This window comes from Actinomadura sp. WAC 06369, from assembly GCF_003947565.1.
Taxonomy (GTDB): domain Bacteria; phylum Actinomycetota; class Actinomycetes; order Streptosporangiales; family Streptosporangiaceae; genus Spirillospora; species Spirillospora rifamycini.
In genome coordinates, this window is the sequence record NZ_QHJN01000001.1 from 217,532 (window position 1) to 234,733 (window position 17,202).

Genomic DNA, 17,202 nt, shown 5'->3' on the forward strand with positions numbered 1-17,202 from the left:
TGTTGACAAGCCCTCGGGCGGGGCCGTTCAATGGGTGACCCCGATCACCTCCCTCTCCTCCCGCCCTCTCACCGGCCCGGATCCTCCGGCAGGAGCCGTCGATGACACCGAAGCCCCACCGCCTCCTCGACCTGCACGTCCCGCCCCGCCGCCTCGACCCCGCCGAACTCGAAGAGAACCTGGACGCCGGGGACCCCGCCCTGCTGCTGATGAGCCTGGTGCAGATCACCGGCGACGTCTCGCCGCTGGACCGCTTCGGGCCTCTCATCGGCGTCGAGCAGCCCGCCCACAAGGGCGACCTCCGCCTGCTGCCCGCCGGACGCCTCCCCGAGCAGGCGTTCGCGGAACTGAAGAAGCTGCTCGTCGAGGCGCTCTCCGCGACCGCGCAGCCGGAGTACCTCCAGGTACCGGACGACGCGCTGTTCCGCCGGATGATCGGCCTGGCCACCGGAGAGGACGTCGCCGACGAGTTCGTCGGCGTCATCAAGGAGCAGGCCGGGTTCGTGCCGAGCACGCCCGTGATCGAGCGGCGCACGCCGCCGCCCGCCGGCTTCACCGTGGCGATCCTGGGCGCGGGCATGAGCGGGATCGGCGCCGCCATCGCGGTGGGCGACGCGGGGTTCGCCTACGAAATCTTCGAGAGCGCCGACGACATCGGCGGGACGTGGCGCGTCAACACCTACCCGGGCGTCGCCGTGGACACCCCGAGCATCTACTACTCGTTCTCGTTCGAACCGGAGGCGGGCTGGTCCCGGTACTACCCCGTCGGCACCGAGTACCAGGAGTACCTGCGGCGCGTCGTGGACAAGTACGGCGTCCGGCCCAACATCCGCTTCAACACCGCGATCGAGTCACTGGTGTGGGACGACGACGACCAGGTGTGGGTCATCACCGCGGACAGCGGCGGGCGGAAGGTCACCTCGCGCGCCAACGCCGTCATCACGGCCGCCGGGTTCCTCAACCGCCCGAAGTACCCGGACGTCCCCGGCCGCGAGACGTTCGCCGGGACGAGCGTGCACTCGGCCGCCTGGGACCCGTCGATCGACCTCACCGGCAAGCGCGTGGGCGTCGTCGGCGCCGGCGCCACGTCGGTGCAGGTCGTCGACGCGATCATCGACGAGGTCGAGCATCTGACGCTGTTCCAGCGGCAGCCCCACTGGGTCATGCCCAACAACCTCGGCGAGGGGATCGTCCCCGAACGCGAGCGGTGGCTCAAACGGCACGTCCCGTTCTACGAGCGCTGGCAGCGCGCCAAAACCTACTGGTTCGTCACGGACAACAACTATCCGACCGTGCGGGCCGACCCGGAGTGGATGGCGGCGCACCCGCTGTCGATTTCCGAGGCCAACGACCGGTACCTGCGGATGTGCCTGGGGCACCTCGAGGCGTCCTTCGGCCACGACCCGGACCTGCTGCAGAAGATGACCCCGGACTTCCCCCCGCACGGCAAGCGCATCATCCGCGACCCGGGCGGCTACTTCACCGCGCTCGCCGGCGACCGCGCCGACGTCGTCACCGGCGGGCTCGCCGAGGTGACCCCGCGGGGCGTCCGCACCGAGGACGGCGCCTTCGTCGAACTCGACGTCATCATCTACGCGACCGGCTTCACCCTCGATTTCCTGTCCACGATCGAGATCGTCGGGCGGGACGGCGTCCGGCTGGCCGACGCGTGGGCGGGCAACGACCCGCGCGCGTACCTCGGCGGGACGGTCGCGGGCTTCCCGAACCTGTTCGTCACCTCGGGCCCCAACTCCAGCAACGGGCACGGCGGCGGCCACAACTTCATGACCGAGGTCGTCGTCCACTACATCACCGAGTGCCTGCAGCTGCTCGTCAAGCGCGGCGCCCGCTCCATCGAGGTGACGCCGGAGGCGCTGGACGGGTTCGTGGCGCGGGTCGACGCCCAGATGGAGGGATCGATCTGGCGGAACTCCGACCGGGCCCACACCTACTACCGCAACGCCTCGGGCCGGGTGCTCCTGCCCCAGCCCTGGCGGATGGTCGATTACTGGCACATGTGCCGCACCCCCGACCCGTCCTGCTTCGAGCTGCGCTGACGTCCGACCGCGCCGACATGGAAAGGAGACCCGGCATGGTGGTTCTCGACCCGGACGCGCAGGCGCTCGTCGACGCCGCGAAGGCGGCGGGAGCGAAACCGTACGGAGAGATCGGCATCGAGGCGGTGCGGGCGCGGATGGAGGCGGCCCCCGGCCGCCCGCACCCGGGATGGCGGAGGTCGCCGACCTGGCGTTCGAGGGGCCGCACGGCACGGTCCCGGTCCGGTTGTACCGGCCGAGGCCGGAGCGGGGCGGCCCGGCGATCGTCTACTTCCACGGCGGCGGCATGATCATGGGCACCCTCGACTCCTTCGACGCCCTCGCCCGCCGCCTGGCCGCCTCCTGTGACGCGGCGGTGCTCAGCGTCGAATACCGGCTGGCCCCCGAGCACCGCTACCCGGTCGCGAGCGACGAGGCGTTCGCCGCGGTCGGCTGGGCCCACGCCGCCGCCGGCGAACTGGGCGTCGACCCGGCGCGCATCGCCGTCGCCGGGGACAGCGCGGGCGGGTCGCTGGCGGCGGGCGCCGCCCTGCGCGCCCGCGACGAGGGCGGCCCCCCGATCCGCGCGCAGCTGCTCTTCTATCCCGGCCTGGAACGCGCCTCCGACCGCCCGTCCATGGCGGAGTTCGCCGACGGACCGATCCTGACGCGCGCCGACGTCGTCTGGATGAAGAACCAGTACCTCGGGCCGGACGAGTCCGCCGACACCCCGTACGGCGTGCCCGCGCTGGCCCGCGACCTGGCGGGCCTGCCCGACGCGATCGTCGTCACGGCCGAGGCCGACCCGCTCCGCGACGCCGCCGAGGACTACGGCCGCCGGCTGCGGGAGACCCGCGTCCCGACCGCGCTGCTGCGCTACCCCGGCGTGTGCCACGGGTTCCTGTCGCAGGCCGCGCACCTGCGCCGGGCCCGGACCGCCTTCACCGAGATCGGCGCGCTCGCCCGCGCCAAGTTCCAGGAGCCGTCATGACAGGGCCGACCGCAGGACCACCGGACAGGACGCGCCGCACCGCGCGGGAGCGGTTCACCGGAGGGACCGCCGTGGTCACCGGCGGCGCCTCCGGAATCGGCGAGGGCTTCGTCCGCCACCTCGCCGCGATCGGCATGAACGTCGTCATCGCCGACCTCGACGCGGACGGGGCCCGGCGGCTCGCCGGCGCACTCGGTTCCGCCCCGGGACGGACGATCGCCGCCGAGGCCGATGTCACCGACCCCGAGGCCGTGTCGATGCTGGCCGAGCAGACGTTCGCGCGGTTCGGCTCGGTGGAGCTGCTCGTCAACAACGCCGGGCTCGAGACCGCCGGGCCGCTGTGGGAGGTCCCGGTCGCCCGGTGGCGGCAGGTGATGGCGGTCAACGTCGACGGGATCTTCCACGCGGTCCGGGCGTTCCTGCCCCGGATGATCGAGGCGGGACGGCCCGCGGTCATCGCCAACATGTCGTCGGTCGGCGGGGTGTCGTCGGCTCCGCTGCAGGCACCGTACATCGTCAGCAAGCACGCGGTGCTGGCGCTCACCGAATGCCTGCACCAGGAGGTGGCCTTGACCGGCGCGCCGATCCAGGTCTCCGCGATCCTGCCGTACTCGGTCAGGAGCCGGATCTTCACGAGCGCGCAGGCGTCCGCGCCGACCGGCGACCCGGTCGCCGCCCGGCTCTTCGAGGCGATGCAGGCCGCGAACGTCGCCGCCGGGCTCGACCCGGTGGAGGCCGCAGCGCACATGACCGACGCCCTCGCGGCGGGCGACTTCTGGGTCTTCTCCGACGACGAGGCGGGCATCGCCTCCATGCGGGCCCGCGCCGACCAGCTGGCGCACCGGTCGCCGCCGCGCAACCCGCACGCGCTGCTCGCCGAGATCGAGGCGTCGGCCGCCCCCGGCGCGGAGCAGTGGCACTGACCCGAACCGGCGCGGGCCCGGGCCGCGCCGCCCCCGCATCCGTAGGACTTCGGCATTTCGACAGGCAGGAGACGCATCCATGTTCAAGCTGGACGGCAAGGTCGCGCTGGTCACCGGCGCCGGGCAGAACGTCGGCGCCGGGATCGCCCGCGCCCTGGCGGGCCAGGGCGCGACGGTCGCGGTGAACGACTACCACCCCGACCGGGCGCGGCAGGTCGCCGAGGAGATCACCGCGGCCGGCGGCGCCGCGTTCCCGCTGCCCTTCGACGTCACCGACCTCGACGCCGTCACCGCCGGGTTCGCCGCGGTCGCCGACCGCGGCCGGCCCGTCGACATCCTGGTCAACAACGCCGGGACGGGCGGCCCGGACCGGACGATGGAGATGCACCAGTTCCGCGAGATGCCGGTCGGCTACTGGTCGCAGATCATCGACGTCAACCTGTACGGCGTCCTCAACTGCTGCAAGGCCGCCCTCGACCCGATGGTCGAGAACGGCTGGGGCCGCATCATCACCATCTCGTCCGGTGCCGGGACGGTCGGGCTGGACATCGGCGTGTCCACCTACGCGGCGGCCAAGGCGGGCGCGATCGGGTTCATGCGGCACATCGCCAAGGAGAACGCCCGGTCCGGCGTCACCGCCAACACCGTGGCGCTGGGCCTGGTGCTCCGCAACGTCAAGGACCCCGAGCTGGTCAAGAAGCTCGCCGACCCGATCCCGGTGGGGCGCCTCGGCACCCCCGAGGACGCCGGACACCTCGTCGCCTACCTGGCTTCCGAGGAGGCGTCCTGGATGACGGGCCAGACCATCGGCCTCAACGGCGGCACGACCACGTCCTGACCCCACAAGCCTCCCACTGGCTGGGAGACCGCGAGGCGCCCCCGGGACGGCCGCGATTACGTTCCTCGATAAGCCACCACGAGCGGACCGAGGGCCATGACCACGGAGCTGACCTGGGCGTCCACGGCGCGCGAGCTCGCCACCGACGAGGGCGTGCCGCGGTACGACGAGGCCGGAGACAGCCCCCCGCCGCTGCTGTCGCACGGCTCCGGGCCGGCGTGACGGGCTCCCTTCCCACCCCCCGGCGCCGCCGGCCCGGACCGGCTCCCGGCCGGCTCGAGACAGCAATGGAGAAACAGGCGATGACCAACCGCGTGCTCGACACGATCATGGAACGGGCGGAGGAGATCCGCGAGCTGGGCCCGGTCAACGAGCGGCTCGGCAAGCTGGACGACAAGGCCGCCAAGGTGCTGCGCGACTCCGGCGTGATCCGGATGCTCCAGCCCGAGACGCACGGCGGCCTGGAAACGCACCCGCGCGAGTTCGCCGAGGCGGTCATGGGCATCGCCGCGCTGGACGGGTCCACCGGCTGGGTCGCGGGGATCGTCGGCCTGCACCCGTGGGAGATGGCGATGGCCGACCCGCGGGTGCAGCAGGAGATCTGGGGCGACGACCCCGACACCTGGATCGCGTCCCCGTACGCGCCGATGGGCGTGGCCCGTCCGGTGGACGGCGGCTACGTCTTCAACGGCCGCTGGCAGTTCTCCTCCGGCACCGACCACTGCGACTGGATCTTCCTCGGCGGCATGCTGGGCGACAAGGACGGCAAGCCGGTCGAGCCGTTCGTGGGCCTGCACCTGATCCTGCCGCGCTCCGACTACGAGATCGTCGAGGGCTCCTGGGAGGTCGCCGGGCTGAAGGGCACCGGCAGCAAGGACATCATCGTCCGCGACGCGTTCGTCCCCGACTACCGTGTCATGGAGTTCGGCAAGGTCATCGACGGGTCGGCGCCGCGCGAGGCGGGACTGACCAACCCCACCTATCTGGTGCCGTTCTCCTGCGCGTTCCCCCTCGGCATCACCTCCGCCGTGATCGGCATGGCCGAGGGCGTCCTCGCGCACCACATGGCGTACCAGCGCGACCGGGTGCAGATCGTCGGCACCAAGGTCAAGGACGACCCGTACGTCCTGTACGCGATGAGCGAGGCGGCCGAGGAGATCGCCGCGTCCCGCACCCGTCTCCTCGACTTCGCCTCCCGCATGTACGACAAGGCCGCCGCGGGCGAGGAGGTCTCGTTCGGCGAGCGGGCGGCCGGGCGCCGCCTCCAGGTCCGGTCGGCCTGGCGGGCCGTGCACGCGGTGACCGAGCTGGTGGTGCGCTCGGGCGGCAACGCCATGCGCGTCGACAACCCGATCCAGCGGTTCTGGCGGGACGCCCACGTCGGCCTCGCGCACGCCATCCACGTCCCCGGCGCGGTCTACCACGTGTCCGCCCTGACCGACCTCGACATCGAGCCCCCGCAGGGCCCGATGCGCTCGATGATCTGACCCGCGTTTCCACTGATCGGGAGAGTCCGCCGGCGACTCCGGCGTGTCCGTTGGCCACAGGAGGCACAGTTACATACATCCGAGGAGGCCGAGGAGTCCGGCCCGGTCTCCGACGGCCTGTACCTGCGCATGGACGAGCGCCGGTACCGCCTCGCCGTCCTGCCGGGCGACGCCGACCGGGTCCTGGACGTCGGCTGGGAGGTGCGCGACCAGTTCGCGCTCGCCGCCGTCCGGGATGCCGTCGAGAAGGCCGGCGTCGAAGTCTCCGTGCTGTCGCACACCGAGGCCGGCGGCTGTCGGCGGTGATCTCCTCGGCGGTGCAGTGGGCCTCGTCGACGAGCATGCCGCCGCCGGGGGCGCGCACGCGAGGGAGGTGGCCGCGACGCGGCACCTCCCTCGCTTCCGGCGGCGGCCGTACGTCAGACCGCCGCCGCGTTCCTGCCTGCGCGGCGGCCGAAGAAGGTGCCGTCGCCCAGTGAGGTACCACTGCAGTAGCCCCAGGAGGGGATGCCCGCGGTCGTCCGACCGGCGGCGAACAGCCCGGGTATCGGGTCGCCGTCGACGCCGAGGACCTCGCCCCGCACGGAGGTGTGCAGCCCGCCCAGCGTGAAGATCCCGAAGGGCGTGTTCCGGAGGTCCAGCATCCCGTAGGGCGGGGCGAGCGGCCTGAGCCATCGCGCCGACTTGTGGAACAGCGGGTCCTCGCCCTTCCCGGCGTGCGCGTTGTACATCTCGACGGTGTCCGAGAGCACGCCCGACGCGATGCCCGCCAGGTCCTCGAGTTCGGCGAGGTCGTCGGAGACCCAGGTCGGCTCGACGGGACGACCGGCGGTCCGCTCCACCTCCTCGTTGATCGCCTCATCGTAGAGGAGGAACACCTGGCGGTCCTGTCGGAAGAGCGCGGCCTGCCCGACGCGTCCCGGATAGGTGTCCTCGTTGATGAACCGGCGCCCGTGCGCGTCCAGGAGCACGGAACGGAAGAGAAGCGCGGGATCGGCGGGGAAGGCGACCTGGCCCGCATCCATGTGCCGGACCGCCGCGCCGGCGGCCTGTCCCATGCGGATCGCGCCCCCGTCGTCGTGGTCGGTGCCGACCAGCCGGTTGCGCGACAGCCGCGGCGAGTGCTGGGCGAGCATCCGCTGATCCGCTCCGAAGCCGCCGGCCGCGAGGACGACGCCGCGCCGTGCCCGCAGGAAGGCGCGTTCGCCGAACGTCACCGTCTCGGCTCCGACGACGCGGTCGCCGTCGACCACGAGCCGCTCGGTCCGGACGCCGTACCGGACCGAGGCCCCGGACCGCTCCGCGGTGGCCGCCAGATGCTTCATCAGCATCCAGCCGGCCGACCGCTCGCCCGGTCTCTTGTCCTCCATGTGGACGATGTGCCCGCGCGGTGCGGCGGGCACCCGGTCGGCGAACGGGTGGGCGTTCTCACCGCCGGTGTACATCAGCCCGTAGCCGGTGGGAGCCTCCCAGCTCGGTTCCGTCCACAGCCCGGCCCCGAACGGCACACCGCACCCGACGAGCCAGTCGAAGTGCTCCAGACTCCCCTCGCAGTACGCAGCGAGTTTTTCCTCGTCGGGGCCCGGACCGGTGGCCATCTGAAGGAAGTCGTACATCGCCTCCGGGGTGTCGTGCACACCGCAGGCGATCTGTACGGGCGTGCCCCCGCCCAGATAGATCTCCCCACCGGACATGGCCGTGGCCCCGCCCCAGCCGCCCGCGGCCTCCACGACCAGTACCTCGGCCCCGGCACGGGCCGCCTCGATCGCGGCGCTCGCCCCGGCGCAGCCGTGGCCGACGATCAGCACGTCCGTCTCGGCCGACCAGCCGCGAACGTCCGACATCGGCACCGGGGTCGTCCTCGTGATCTGCATCGGGTTCTCTCCCGAGATCGGGACCGGCACGGTCAGCCGGCCAGGAGGTGGCGGGCGGCTCGGTAGCCGAAGACCATCCCCGAGCCGAGCGGGACGCCCGGCCCCGGGTAGACGTGACCGGCGACGGACGCGGCGGAGTTGCCCGCCGCGTACAGGCCCGGGATCGGGTCGCCGGAGTCGTCCAGCACCCGGGCGTCGGCGTCGATGCGGGCGCCGCCCTTCGTCCCGAGGTCGCCGAGGACGATCTGGACGGCGTGGAACGGCCCGCGGTCGAGGGGGACCAGGCACGGGTTCGGGCCGTCGCCGGCGGCGAAGAAGCGGTCGAACGGGTCCTCGCCGCGCCGGAAGTCGGCGTCCTCGCCGGCGGCGGCGAAGCCGTTGAACCGGTCGACCGTGCCCGCCAGGGCCGGCGCGGGGACGCCGATCAGGTCGGCCAGGCCCTCGATGGTGTCGGCGGTGCGCCACAGGCCGGCCTCGCGGAACGCGGCCGGGTCCGGGCGCGGCTCGCACAGCGCGGGCACGTTGTCGAACCTGTCGTCGAACACGAACCAGACCGGCAGGTGGGAGACGCCGGTGGCGTGGCCGCGGCGGATCTCGTGGCCCATCCGGTCGTAGGGCAGGGACTCGTTGGCGAACCGCTCCCCCGCCGAGTTCACGAAGATCCCGCCGCGCAGCCCGAGGGTGAACTCGGCGCGCCCGTTCGGGAAGGGGATCGCCGGGCACCACCACGCCTCGTCCATCAGGTCGACGGACGCGCCGGCGGCCCGGAGCGCGGCGAGCGCGTCGCCGGTGTTCGTGCCCGCGGCGGCGGACGTCCAGCCACCGCCGGGCAGGCCGTGGTGCCGAGCGCGCAGCTCGTCGTCGCGCTCGAACCCGCCCGCCGCGAGCACGACGCCGCGAGCGGCCCGCAGCCGGACGGTCCCGTCCGGTCCTTCGGCGACGACACCGGTGACCCGTCCTTCGTCGAGGATCAGCGACCGCATCCGCGTGCCGGTGCGGAGGTCGGCGTTGCCGGTCTTGTCCAGCGCGAGCAGGAACCGGCCGATGAGCGCCTGGCCGCCGGTGAGGGTCGCGCGGTCCTGCTCGATGCCGTGCTGGTCGAGCGCGATGGTCGGGCGGAGTTGGGTGAGACGGTCGCCGAGTTCGGCGGCGGGAAGCGGCACGGGGAAGATGTCCCGGCCGTTCTCGATGCGCCCGGGAGCCTCGAAGTAGTCGGGGAACGGCTGGTACCGGAACTGGAGGGCGGGGTCGCGTTCGAGGAACTCGACCAGCTCGGGGCCGGTGGACAGGTACGCCCGCTGCAGTTCGGCCGGGGTGCGGTCCCCGACGACCGCGGTGAAGTACTCCGTCCCCAGTTCGACGCTGTCGGGCACTCCCGCGCGGTGCTGCGCCTGGTTGCCCGGGAGCCAGATGCCCGAGCCCGAGTAGGCGCTGGTGCCGCCGAAGTGCGCCGTCTTCTCCAGGACGATGGTGCGCAGCCCGTTCGCGGCGGCGGTGTAGGCGGCCGCGAGGGCGGCGCCGCCGGAGCCGACGACGATCACGTCGGTGTTCTCTGTGGTCACTGGTTCGCTCTCACTTCCGGTTCAGCCGTCCGAGTTCGTCGGACGTGAGGACGAGGTCGGCGGCGGCCAGCGAGTCGAGGACGGACTCGGGCCTGCTCGCCCCGGGGATGGGGATGATCGAGGGGGACCGGTGGAGCTGCCACGCGAGCGCGATCCGCTGCGGGCTGACGCCGCGGTCCTTCGCGACGGAGTCGAAGGCGGAGAACCGCGACCCGAGGTCCTTGGCACCGCGCATCCCGCCCAGCGGCCCCCAGGACAGGAACGCCAGGCCGAGTTCCTCGCACAGGTCGATCACGGGTTCGGCGGCCCTCGCGCGCGGCGAGTATTCGTTCTCGACCGCGACGAGGGCGCCGCCGAGCACGTCGTGGGCGGTCCGGACCTGCTCGACGCTCGCGTTCGAGACGCCCACGCGCCGCACGAGCCCCTTCTCGTGGAGCTCCTTGAGCCCGCCCATGCTCTCCTCGTACGGGACCCGCGGGTCCGGGCGGTGGTGCACGTAGAGCGGGAGGGAGTCGAGGCCGAGCCGGCGCAGCGACGCCTCGCACGCGCGGCGCAGCCATGCGGGACGGCCGTCGATCCACCAGGTGTCGGTGTCGAAGTAGCGGACGTGGCCGCCCTTGGTCGCGACCACGACGTGGCCGGTGGAACCGGGATACAGCCGGAGCGCCTTGGCGACCGCCAGTTCGTTGACGCCGTAGTCCCCGCCCGCCGGGCCATACACGTCGGCCGTGTCGAGCAGGGTGACGCCCGCGTCCAGGGCGGCGTGCACCGTCCGGATGCCGCGTTCCTCGTTGTGGCCCGGAACCTGGGTCAGGGTCATCGCGCCCAGGCCGATCGCGGACACCCGCAGGTCCCCGAGCCGCCGGAGGGGAACGTCCGTCATTTGCCGACCACGGTCCAGCCGCCGTCCACCGGCATCCGGACGCCCGTCGAGAAGGTGGCGTCGAGCAGCATGAACTCGATCGCCGCCGCCATCTCGTCCGGGGAGCACAGCCGGCCGAGGGGCATCCGCGCCTCGGTGGCCGACAGGTCGTATCCCTGGTCGACCATCTCCTGCACCATGGGCGTCAGGGTGTGCCCCGGCGCGACCGCGTTGACGCGGATCCCGTGCGGCGCCCACTCGATCGCGAGGTTCTGCGTGAGCTGCTCGATCGCGGCCTTGGCGACGCCGTAGTCGGCCTGGTCGCGCCACCCGCCGTACGCGGTCGTGGAGGAGATGGTCACGACGGACCCGCCGCGGAGACCGGCCTCCAGCATTCCCGCGACGAGCGACCGCGCGGTGACGAGCGTCCCGACGAGGTGGACGTCGAGCACCCGCCGGTAGGCGTCCAGGTCCAGTTCCAGGGCGGGCTTGAACTCGCCGCGGATGCCGTGGCAGGTCACGAGGCGGGTCGGGGTCCCCGCCTCCCGGGCCGAGGCGTCCAGCGCGTCCCGCACCTTCGCCTCGTCGGTCACGTCGACCCGGAACGCCCGCGGCACGTCGTCCGGGGGCTCCTGCATGTCCAAGACGGTCACGGCCAGCCCGCGCTTCATCAGCCGCCGCACGACCGCCAGGCCGATGCCGCTGCTGCCGCCGGTGACGACCGCGTGTTCTCGAGGGGCCTGTTCTCCGGGCATGGGCTCAACTCCTCTTCGGTGTGTCAGCGGTCCCTCGGCGGGCGGCCGCCGATCGCGGCGGTGACCGCGTCGGCCGCACGGACCAGCCGGTCCCGCCAGCCGGCGATCCGCTCGACGCTCGCCCGCGGCGGCATCCGGAACAGGGCGAGCACCTGCACGACGTCCCCGTCCCGGCCGTAGACGGGGGCGCCCAGCAGGCGGACGTCGTGGCGGCGGCCGGGGTCGAGGTCGGCGGGCTCGTAGTGCTCCTTCAGCCGCTCCAGCAGCGCGCCGACCCGGCGTTCCAGCTCGGGCGTGCGCCGCACGGTGGAGAAGGCGTCGATCTCGTCCCAGACCTCGTCGTGCTCGGGGGCGCGCAGGGCGATGGACCAGCCGCGGGTCGCCGCCCGGCGCAGCGCCCGCCGGTAGTGGTCCCGGGCCTGCTCCGTGAGCGGAAGGTTGCGGCGGGCGAGCCAGGCGTCGACCGCGGCGTCGTCGCGTCCGGCGACGAACAGCGCGCCGTAGGGCGGCGCGAACGGCATCCGGCGGCCGATGTGACCGTGCACGGTGCTCTGCCCGGTTCCGGCGGAACCGGCGACGACGACGAGTTCGTCCGCCACGATGCACTGCGCGTAGCACTCGAGCCCGAGGTCGGACGACACGGCCTCCATGTGCTCGCGGGCGATGTCGGCCACCCGGATGTGGCCGAGCAGGTCGCTCTCGTAGGGGGCGACGAGCGCGCCGGGCGAGAACCCGCCGTAGCCGCCCTGGAAGAACAGCAGCGGGGACCTCGGCTCCAGCACCCCGAGATCGCGGACCCGGCCGAGGACCATCAGGTGGTCGCCGGCCTCGTGGACGGCGTCGAAGCCGCAGTCGATCCAGGCGACGGCCTCCTCGAGCAGCGGCGCGCCGGACGGGGCGGGCCGCCACGGCACGTCGGCGAACTTGTCGCCGCTCTTGGCGGCGAACTGCCGGCACACGTGCTCCTGGTCGGCGGCGAGCACGTTGACGCAGAACGAGGAGGCGGTGCGCAGCCGCGCCCACGTGCTCGACGTCCTGCTCGGCAGGAAGGAGACGAGCGGCGGGTCGAGGGACACGGAGGAGAACGAGCCGACGACCATCCCGACCGGCTCCCCCGTGTCGGCGACGCCGGTGATCACGACCACGCCCGTCGGGTAGTGGCCGAGGACGTCGCGGAACCGCCGCTTGTCGAACGGCGCGGCCGGGGCGCTCACCGGGCCTCCTTCAGGGTGGGGGCGCCCCCGGGTGCGGGCTCGGGCGCGGGCGCGCCGAGGTGCTCGCGGAGGGTGGTCCCCGTGTAGTCCTCGCGGAACAGGCCGCGGTCCTGGAGGCGCGGGACGACCTCCTCGACGAAGTCCTCGAGTCCGCGGGGCAGGTCGGCGGGCAGGAGGTTGAAGCCGTCGGCGGCGCCCGCGGTGAACCAGGCGGCCATCTCGTCGGCGACCTGGTCGGGCGTCCCGACGATGGAGCGGTGGCCGGTGCTGAGCCCGATGCGCTGCGCGACCTGGCGCAGGGTCAGGCCCTCCTCCTTCGCCATGTCCATGAACAGGCGGGGCCGCGACACGCCGGCGTGCGCGGGCAGCAGGCCGGCGACGTCGGGGAACGGCTCGTCGAGGTCGTAGGCGGTGAAGTCGATCCCGCCGAACATCTGCTGCATGAAGGCGAGCGTCGCGTCGGTGTGCACGAAGCCGCCGAGTTCCCGGGCCAGGTCCCGGGCCTCCCGCACGGTCCTGCCGATGATCGGGGTCAGGCCCGGCATGACGGCGACCGCGCGCGGGTCGCGGCCGTTGGCGGCCACCAGCTCCCGCATCCGGTCGACGAACGCCTTGGAGTCCCCGATGTCGAACTGCGTGGTGAACACCATGTCCGCGTAGCGGGCGGCCAGGTTCATGCCGGTCGGCGAGGATCCGGCCTGCACCAGGGCCGGACGGCCCTGCGGGGACCTCGGCATCGTCAGGGGCCCGCGGACGGTGAAGTGGGCGCCCTCGTGGTCGAGCCGCCGGATCCGGTCGAGGTCGGCGTACACGCCCGCGTCCCGGTCCAGGACGATCGCGTCGTCCCGCCAGCCGTCCCACAGCCGGGTGACGATGTCCACGAACTCGTCGGCGCGCTCGTAGCGGGACTCGTGCTCGGGCAGGTCGGCGGAGCCGTAGTTGCCCGCCGCCGCGGCGATCGCGGTGGTCACGATGTTCCAGCCGACGCGGCCGCCGCTGAGGTGGTCGATGGTCGCGAACTGGCGGGCCACGGTGAAGGGGTGGCTGTAGGTGGTCGAGCTGGTGGCGACGAGTCCGATGCGGGACGTCACCGCCGACAGCGCGGCCACGAGGCTCACGGCGTCCGGCCACTCGGTGGCGTCGGTCCCGATCGAGGTGCTGAGGTTCAGGGCCTCGGCGACGAACACCGCGTCGAGCTTGCCCTGCTCGGCGACCTGGGCGACGCGCGTCCAGTGCTCCAGGGTGTGGACCTTCTCGGGTTCCGTGCGCGGGGACCGCCACACCGAGTGCGCCGCGCCCAGTCCCCGGGCGAAGACCGCGAGATGCATCCGGCGGCCGGTGTCGTTCATGATTGCTCCCTTGTCGGTGGGTGGTGTCCGGGCAAGTCAGAGCCGCTCGATGATGGTGACGTTGGCCTGGCCGCCGCCCTCGCACATGGTCTGGAGGCCGTAGCGTCCGCCGCGGCGTTCGAGCTCGTGCAGCAGGGTCGTCAGCAGGCGGGTCCCGGTGGCGCCGATGGGGTGACCGAGCGCGATGGCGCCGCCGTTGACGTTGACGCGGTCCATATCGGCGCCGGTCTCCTTAACCCAGGCGAGGACGACCGACGCGAACGCCTCGTTGATCTCGATCAGGTCGAAGTCGTCGATCGCCATGCCGGTCTTCTCGAGGGCGTGCCGGGTGGCGGGGATGGGGCCGGTCAGCATCCGGACGGGGTCGTCGCCGCGCACCGAGATGTGGTGGACGCGCGCCCGGGGCCGCAGGCCGAACTCCCGGACGGCCCGCTCGGAGGCGACCAGCACGGCGGACGCGGCGTCGCTGATCTGGCTGGCGACGGCCGCGGTGATGCGGCCGCCCTCGCGCAGCGTCCGCAGGCCGGCCATCTTCGCCAGGTCGGTGTCGCGGCGCGGCCCCTCGTCGGTGGAGACGCCGCCCAGCGGCGCGATCTCCGCGGCGAACCGCCCTTCGTCGGCCGCGGCGATGGCGCGGTGGTGGCTGCGAAGCGCGAACTCCTCCATGTCCGCGCGCGAGACGTCCCACTCCTCGGCGATCATCTCGGCGGCCCGGAACTGGGAGACCTCCTGGTCCCCGTAGCGGGCGAGCCAGCCCGGCGACTCGGCGAACGGGGTGGTGAAGCCGTACTGCTCCCCCACCGTCATCGCGGCGGAGATCGGGATCGCCGACATGTTCTGCACGCCGCCCGCGACGACGAGGTCGGCGGTGCCGGACATCACGCCCTGCGCGGCGAAGTGCACCGCCTGCTGGCTGGAGCCGCACTGCCGGTCGATCGTCACCCCCGGCACGTGGTCGGGGAGGCCGGCGACCAGCCAGGCGGTCCGGGCGATGTCGCCGGCCTGCGAGCCGATGGTCTCGGTGCAGCCGAAGATGACGTCGTCCACCCGTCCGGGGTCGACGCCGCTGCGGTCCATGAGCACGGAGAGGACGTGGGCGCCCAGGTCGGCGGAGTGGACGCCGGACAGCCCGCCGCCCCGGCGGCCGACCGGCGTCCGGACCGCCTCGATGATGTAGGCCTCGGCCATGTGAACCCTCCTCGGGTGTCGGGGTGCGGCGGATCAGGGGTGCTGGCTGCTGGCCGAGACGACCTCGCCGGTGAGGTAGGTCGCGTAGTCGGAGGCGAGGAAGACCATCACGTTCGCGATCTCCCAGGGTTCGGCGGCCCGGCCGAACGCCTCCCGGCCCTTCAGCTCCGCGAGGAACTCGGGCGTGGTGACCTTGGCGAGGAAGGGGTGCATCGCCAGGCTCGGCGACACGGCGTTCACCCGTATCCCGTGCGGGGCGAGGTCCATCGCCGCGGACCTGGTCAGCGCCATCACGCCCGCCTTCGCGGCGGCGTAGTGCGCCTGCCCCTCCTGCGCGCGCCAGCCGACGACCGAGGCGTTGTTGACGATGACGCCGCGCCGTCCGGCCGCGACCATGCGGCGGCCGGCCGCGCGGACGCACCGGAACGTCCCGGTCAGGGAGACGTCGAGGACCTTGCACCACTGCTCGTCGGTCATGTCGAGGAGGGAGACGGTGCCGCCGAGCCCCGCGTTGTTGATCATCACGTCGACGCCGCCGAACGGGTCGGCCGCGTCCAGCAGCGACGCCACCCGCGACTCGTCGGTCACGTCGCACGGCACGGCGGCCACCCGGTCCGCGCCGAACTCCGCGGCCAGCGACGCCCGCGCCTCGTCGAGCCGCCGCTCGTGGGTGTCTCCGAGGACGACGGCGCGGGCGCCCTCCTCCAGGCAGCGGCGCACGACGGCCGAGCCGATGCCCGCGCCGGCGGCGGCGGTGACCACGACGGTCCGGCCCTCCAGGAGGGCGTGGCCCGGGACGTAGTCCGGCGCGGGCTGCTCGGTCCTGGCGGTGGTCACGGTCGGGCCTCCCTGGGCAGGCCGAGCACGCGCTCGGCGAGGATGTTGCGCTGGATCTCGTCCGAGCCGCCGTAGATGGTGTCGGCGCGGCTGTGCAGGAACAGGCGCTGCAGGTCGTCGAGCCCGTACGGCTCCCGCTCCACGACCAGGGACGTCGCCCCGGCGACCCGCATGGCGAGCTCGCCGAGGTCGCGGTGCCAGTTCGCCCAGAGCAGCTTGGTCACCGACGCCTGCATCGCGCCGGTCGAGCCGTCGCCGGAGAGGGTGCGCAGGGCGTGCAGGCGCAGGGCCTCCAGGCCCGTGCGGGCGTGCGCGAGGCGGTCCCGGATCACCGGGTCGTCGAAGGCGCCGTTGCGGCGCGCGAGGTCGACGACGGCGTCGAGTTCGCGCGCGAACCCGACCTGCTGCCCCACGGTGGAGATGCCGCGCTCGAAGCCGAGCGTCGCCATCGCGACCTTCCAGCCGTCGCCCGGGGCGCCCACCACGAGGGACGCCTCGGTGCGGGCGCCGTCGAAGTACACCTCGTTGAACTCCGACGTCCCGGTGAGCTGGTGGATGGGTCGGACGTCCACGCCGTCGTGGCGCATCGGGACGAGCAGGTACGACAGCCCGTCGTGGCGGCGCGAGCCCGGGACGGTGCGGGCCACGACGAAGCACCAGTCCGCGTGGTGCGCCTGCGACGTCCACACCTTCTGGCCGTCGACGACCCACTCGTCCCCGTCCAGCCGCGCCCGGGTCGACACGGCGGCCAGGTCGGAGCCGGCGCCGGGCTCGGAGTACCCCTGGCACCACAGCTCGCGGACGGCGGTGATCGCCGGCAGGAACCGGTGCCGCTGCTCCGCGGTCCCGAAGGCGATCAGCGTCGGGCCGAGCAGTTCCTCGCCGAGGTGGTTGACCCGGGCGGGGGCGCCGGCCCGCGCGTACTCCTCGTGGAAGATGACCTGGCGCGCCAGGCTCAGCCCGCGCCCGCCGTGCTCGACGGGCCAGCCGAGGCAGGTCCAGCCGTGCGCGCCGAGGTGGCGGTCCCATGCGAGCCGTTCGCCGAACGCCTCGTCCTCCCGGCCGGGCCCGCCGAGCCCGCGCAGTCCGGCGAAGTCGCCGCGCAGGTGGGTCTCGAGCCAGTCCCGGACGTCGCGCCGGAACGCCTCGTCCTCCGCCGAGTACGTCAGATCCACATTCGCCCCTCCGCCGTCCTCATCGTTGTGCCGGGGTTGCGGCCGTCCGCCGCGGGCTGCACCATAGCAAGAGAAATCAAACATTTGTTAGGGTCGCGATCGCAAGGGCGC

The 17,202-nt window shown here is 73.1% G+C and carries 16 protein-coding genes; 7 read left to right on the forward strand and 9 right to left on the reverse strand.

Going from position 1 to position 17,202, the window contains the following annotated elements:
- Positions 1-101: 101 nt before the first annotated feature.
- From DMH08_RS00970 to DMH08_RS42720, 7 genes are all read left to right on the forward strand, one after another.
- Entirely contained in the window at positions 102-2,057 is a 1,956-nt protein-coding gene (locus tag DMH08_RS00970; RefSeq protein WP_125610948.1) for a flavin-containing monooxygenase, read from the forward strand.
- Between the two features lie 169 nt (positions 2,058-2,226).
- Entirely contained in the window at positions 2,227-3,027 is an 801-nt protein-coding gene (locus tag DMH08_RS00975) for an alpha/beta hydrolase (RefSeq protein ID WP_199747545.1), read from the forward strand.
- Positions 3,024-3,950, forward strand: coding sequence for an SDR family NAD(P)-dependent oxidoreductase (locus DMH08_RS00980; RefSeq protein WP_125610950.1), 927 nt, complete (start codon positions 3,024-3,026; stop codon positions 3,948-3,950). The genes DMH08_RS00975 and DMH08_RS00980 overlap by 4 nt, the downstream gene beginning before the upstream one ends.
- A gap of 79 nt (positions 3,951-4,029) precedes the next feature.
- Positions 4,030-4,788 (forward strand): SDR family NAD(P)-dependent oxidoreductase, encoded by a 759-nt coding sequence (locus tag DMH08_RS00985; RefSeq protein ID WP_125610952.1) that lies wholly within the window; start codon positions 4,030-4,032, stop codon positions 4,786-4,788.
- Positions 4,789-4,884: 96 nt separating this feature from the next.
- Positions 4,885-5,010: a hypothetical protein gene (locus DMH08_RS42270; RefSeq protein ID WP_267898517.1), complete on the forward strand. Its 126-nt coding sequence runs from the start codon at positions 4,885-4,887 to the stop codon at positions 5,008-5,010.
- A gap of 80 nt (positions 5,011-5,090) precedes the next feature.
- Positions 5,091-6,275, forward strand: a complete 1,185-nt coding sequence (locus DMH08_RS00995) for an acyl-CoA dehydrogenase family protein (RefSeq protein WP_125610954.1) — start codon at positions 5,091-5,093, stop codon at positions 6,273-6,275.
- Between the two features lie 15 nt (positions 6,276-6,290).
- On the forward strand, positions 6,291-6,581 hold the full coding sequence (locus DMH08_RS42720) for a hypothetical protein (protein WP_442778620.1): 291 nt from the start codon (positions 6,291-6,293) through the stop codon (positions 6,579-6,581).
- A gap of 113 nt (positions 6,582-6,694) precedes the next feature.
- Here DMH08_RS42720 and DMH08_RS01005 read toward each other — a convergent pair whose 3' ends face one another.
- From DMH08_RS01005 to DMH08_RS01045, 9 genes are read right to left on the reverse strand one after another with little or no spacing between them, the layout of a single operon-like run.
- Positions 6,695-8,149, reverse strand: coding sequence for an FAD-dependent oxidoreductase (locus tag DMH08_RS01005; protein ID WP_125610956.1), 1,455 nt, complete (start codon positions 8,147-8,149; stop codon positions 6,695-6,697).
- A 32-nt stretch (positions 8,150-8,181) separates the two neighbouring features.
- A complete protein-coding gene (locus DMH08_RS01010) occupies positions 8,182-9,711 on the reverse strand; it encodes an FAD-dependent oxidoreductase (protein WP_125610958.1) in 1,530 nt (509 codons plus the stop codon).
- Positions 9,712-9,721: 10 nt separating this feature from the next.
- Positions 9,722-10,594 carry an aldo/keto reductase gene (locus DMH08_RS01015; protein WP_125610960.1) on the reverse strand — a complete coding sequence of 291 codons (873 nt, stop codon included), beginning with the start codon at positions 10,592-10,594 and terminating at the stop codon, positions 9,722-9,724.
- Positions 10,591-11,328, reverse strand: a complete 738-nt coding sequence (locus DMH08_RS01020) for an SDR family NAD(P)-dependent oxidoreductase (protein ID WP_125610962.1) — start codon at positions 11,326-11,328, stop codon at positions 10,591-10,593. The genes DMH08_RS01015 and DMH08_RS01020 overlap by 4 nt, the downstream gene beginning before the upstream one ends.
- Positions 11,329-11,351: 23 nt before the next feature.
- Positions 11,352-12,542 carry a flavin reductase gene (locus DMH08_RS01025; protein WP_125610964.1) on the reverse strand — a complete coding sequence of 397 codons (1,191 nt, stop codon included), beginning with the start codon at positions 12,540-12,542 and terminating at the stop codon, positions 11,352-11,354.
- A complete protein-coding gene (locus tag DMH08_RS01030; protein ID WP_125610966.1) occupies positions 12,539-13,891 on the reverse strand; it encodes an LLM class flavin-dependent oxidoreductase in 1,353 nt (450 codons plus the stop codon). Before DMH08_RS01030 ends, DMH08_RS01025 begins: the two co-directional genes overlap by 4 nt.
- A gap of 36 nt (positions 13,892-13,927) precedes the next feature.
- Positions 13,928-15,079, reverse strand: coding sequence for an acetyl-CoA C-acetyltransferase (locus DMH08_RS01035; protein ID WP_125610968.1), 1,152 nt, complete (start codon positions 15,077-15,079; stop codon positions 13,928-13,930).
- 33 nt (positions 15,080-15,112) lie between these two features.
- The gene (locus DMH08_RS01040) at positions 15,113-15,916 is read right to left on the reverse strand and encodes an SDR family oxidoreductase (RefSeq protein WP_125610970.1); all 804 of its coding nucleotides are present in this window, start codon (positions 15,914-15,916) and stop codon (positions 15,113-15,115) included.
- A complete protein-coding gene (locus tag DMH08_RS01045; protein ID WP_233617334.1) occupies positions 15,913-17,085 on the reverse strand; it encodes an acyl-CoA dehydrogenase family protein in 1,173 nt (390 codons plus the stop codon). Before DMH08_RS01045 ends, DMH08_RS01040 begins: the two co-directional genes overlap by 4 nt.
- Positions 17,086-17,202 lie beyond the last annotated feature (117 nt).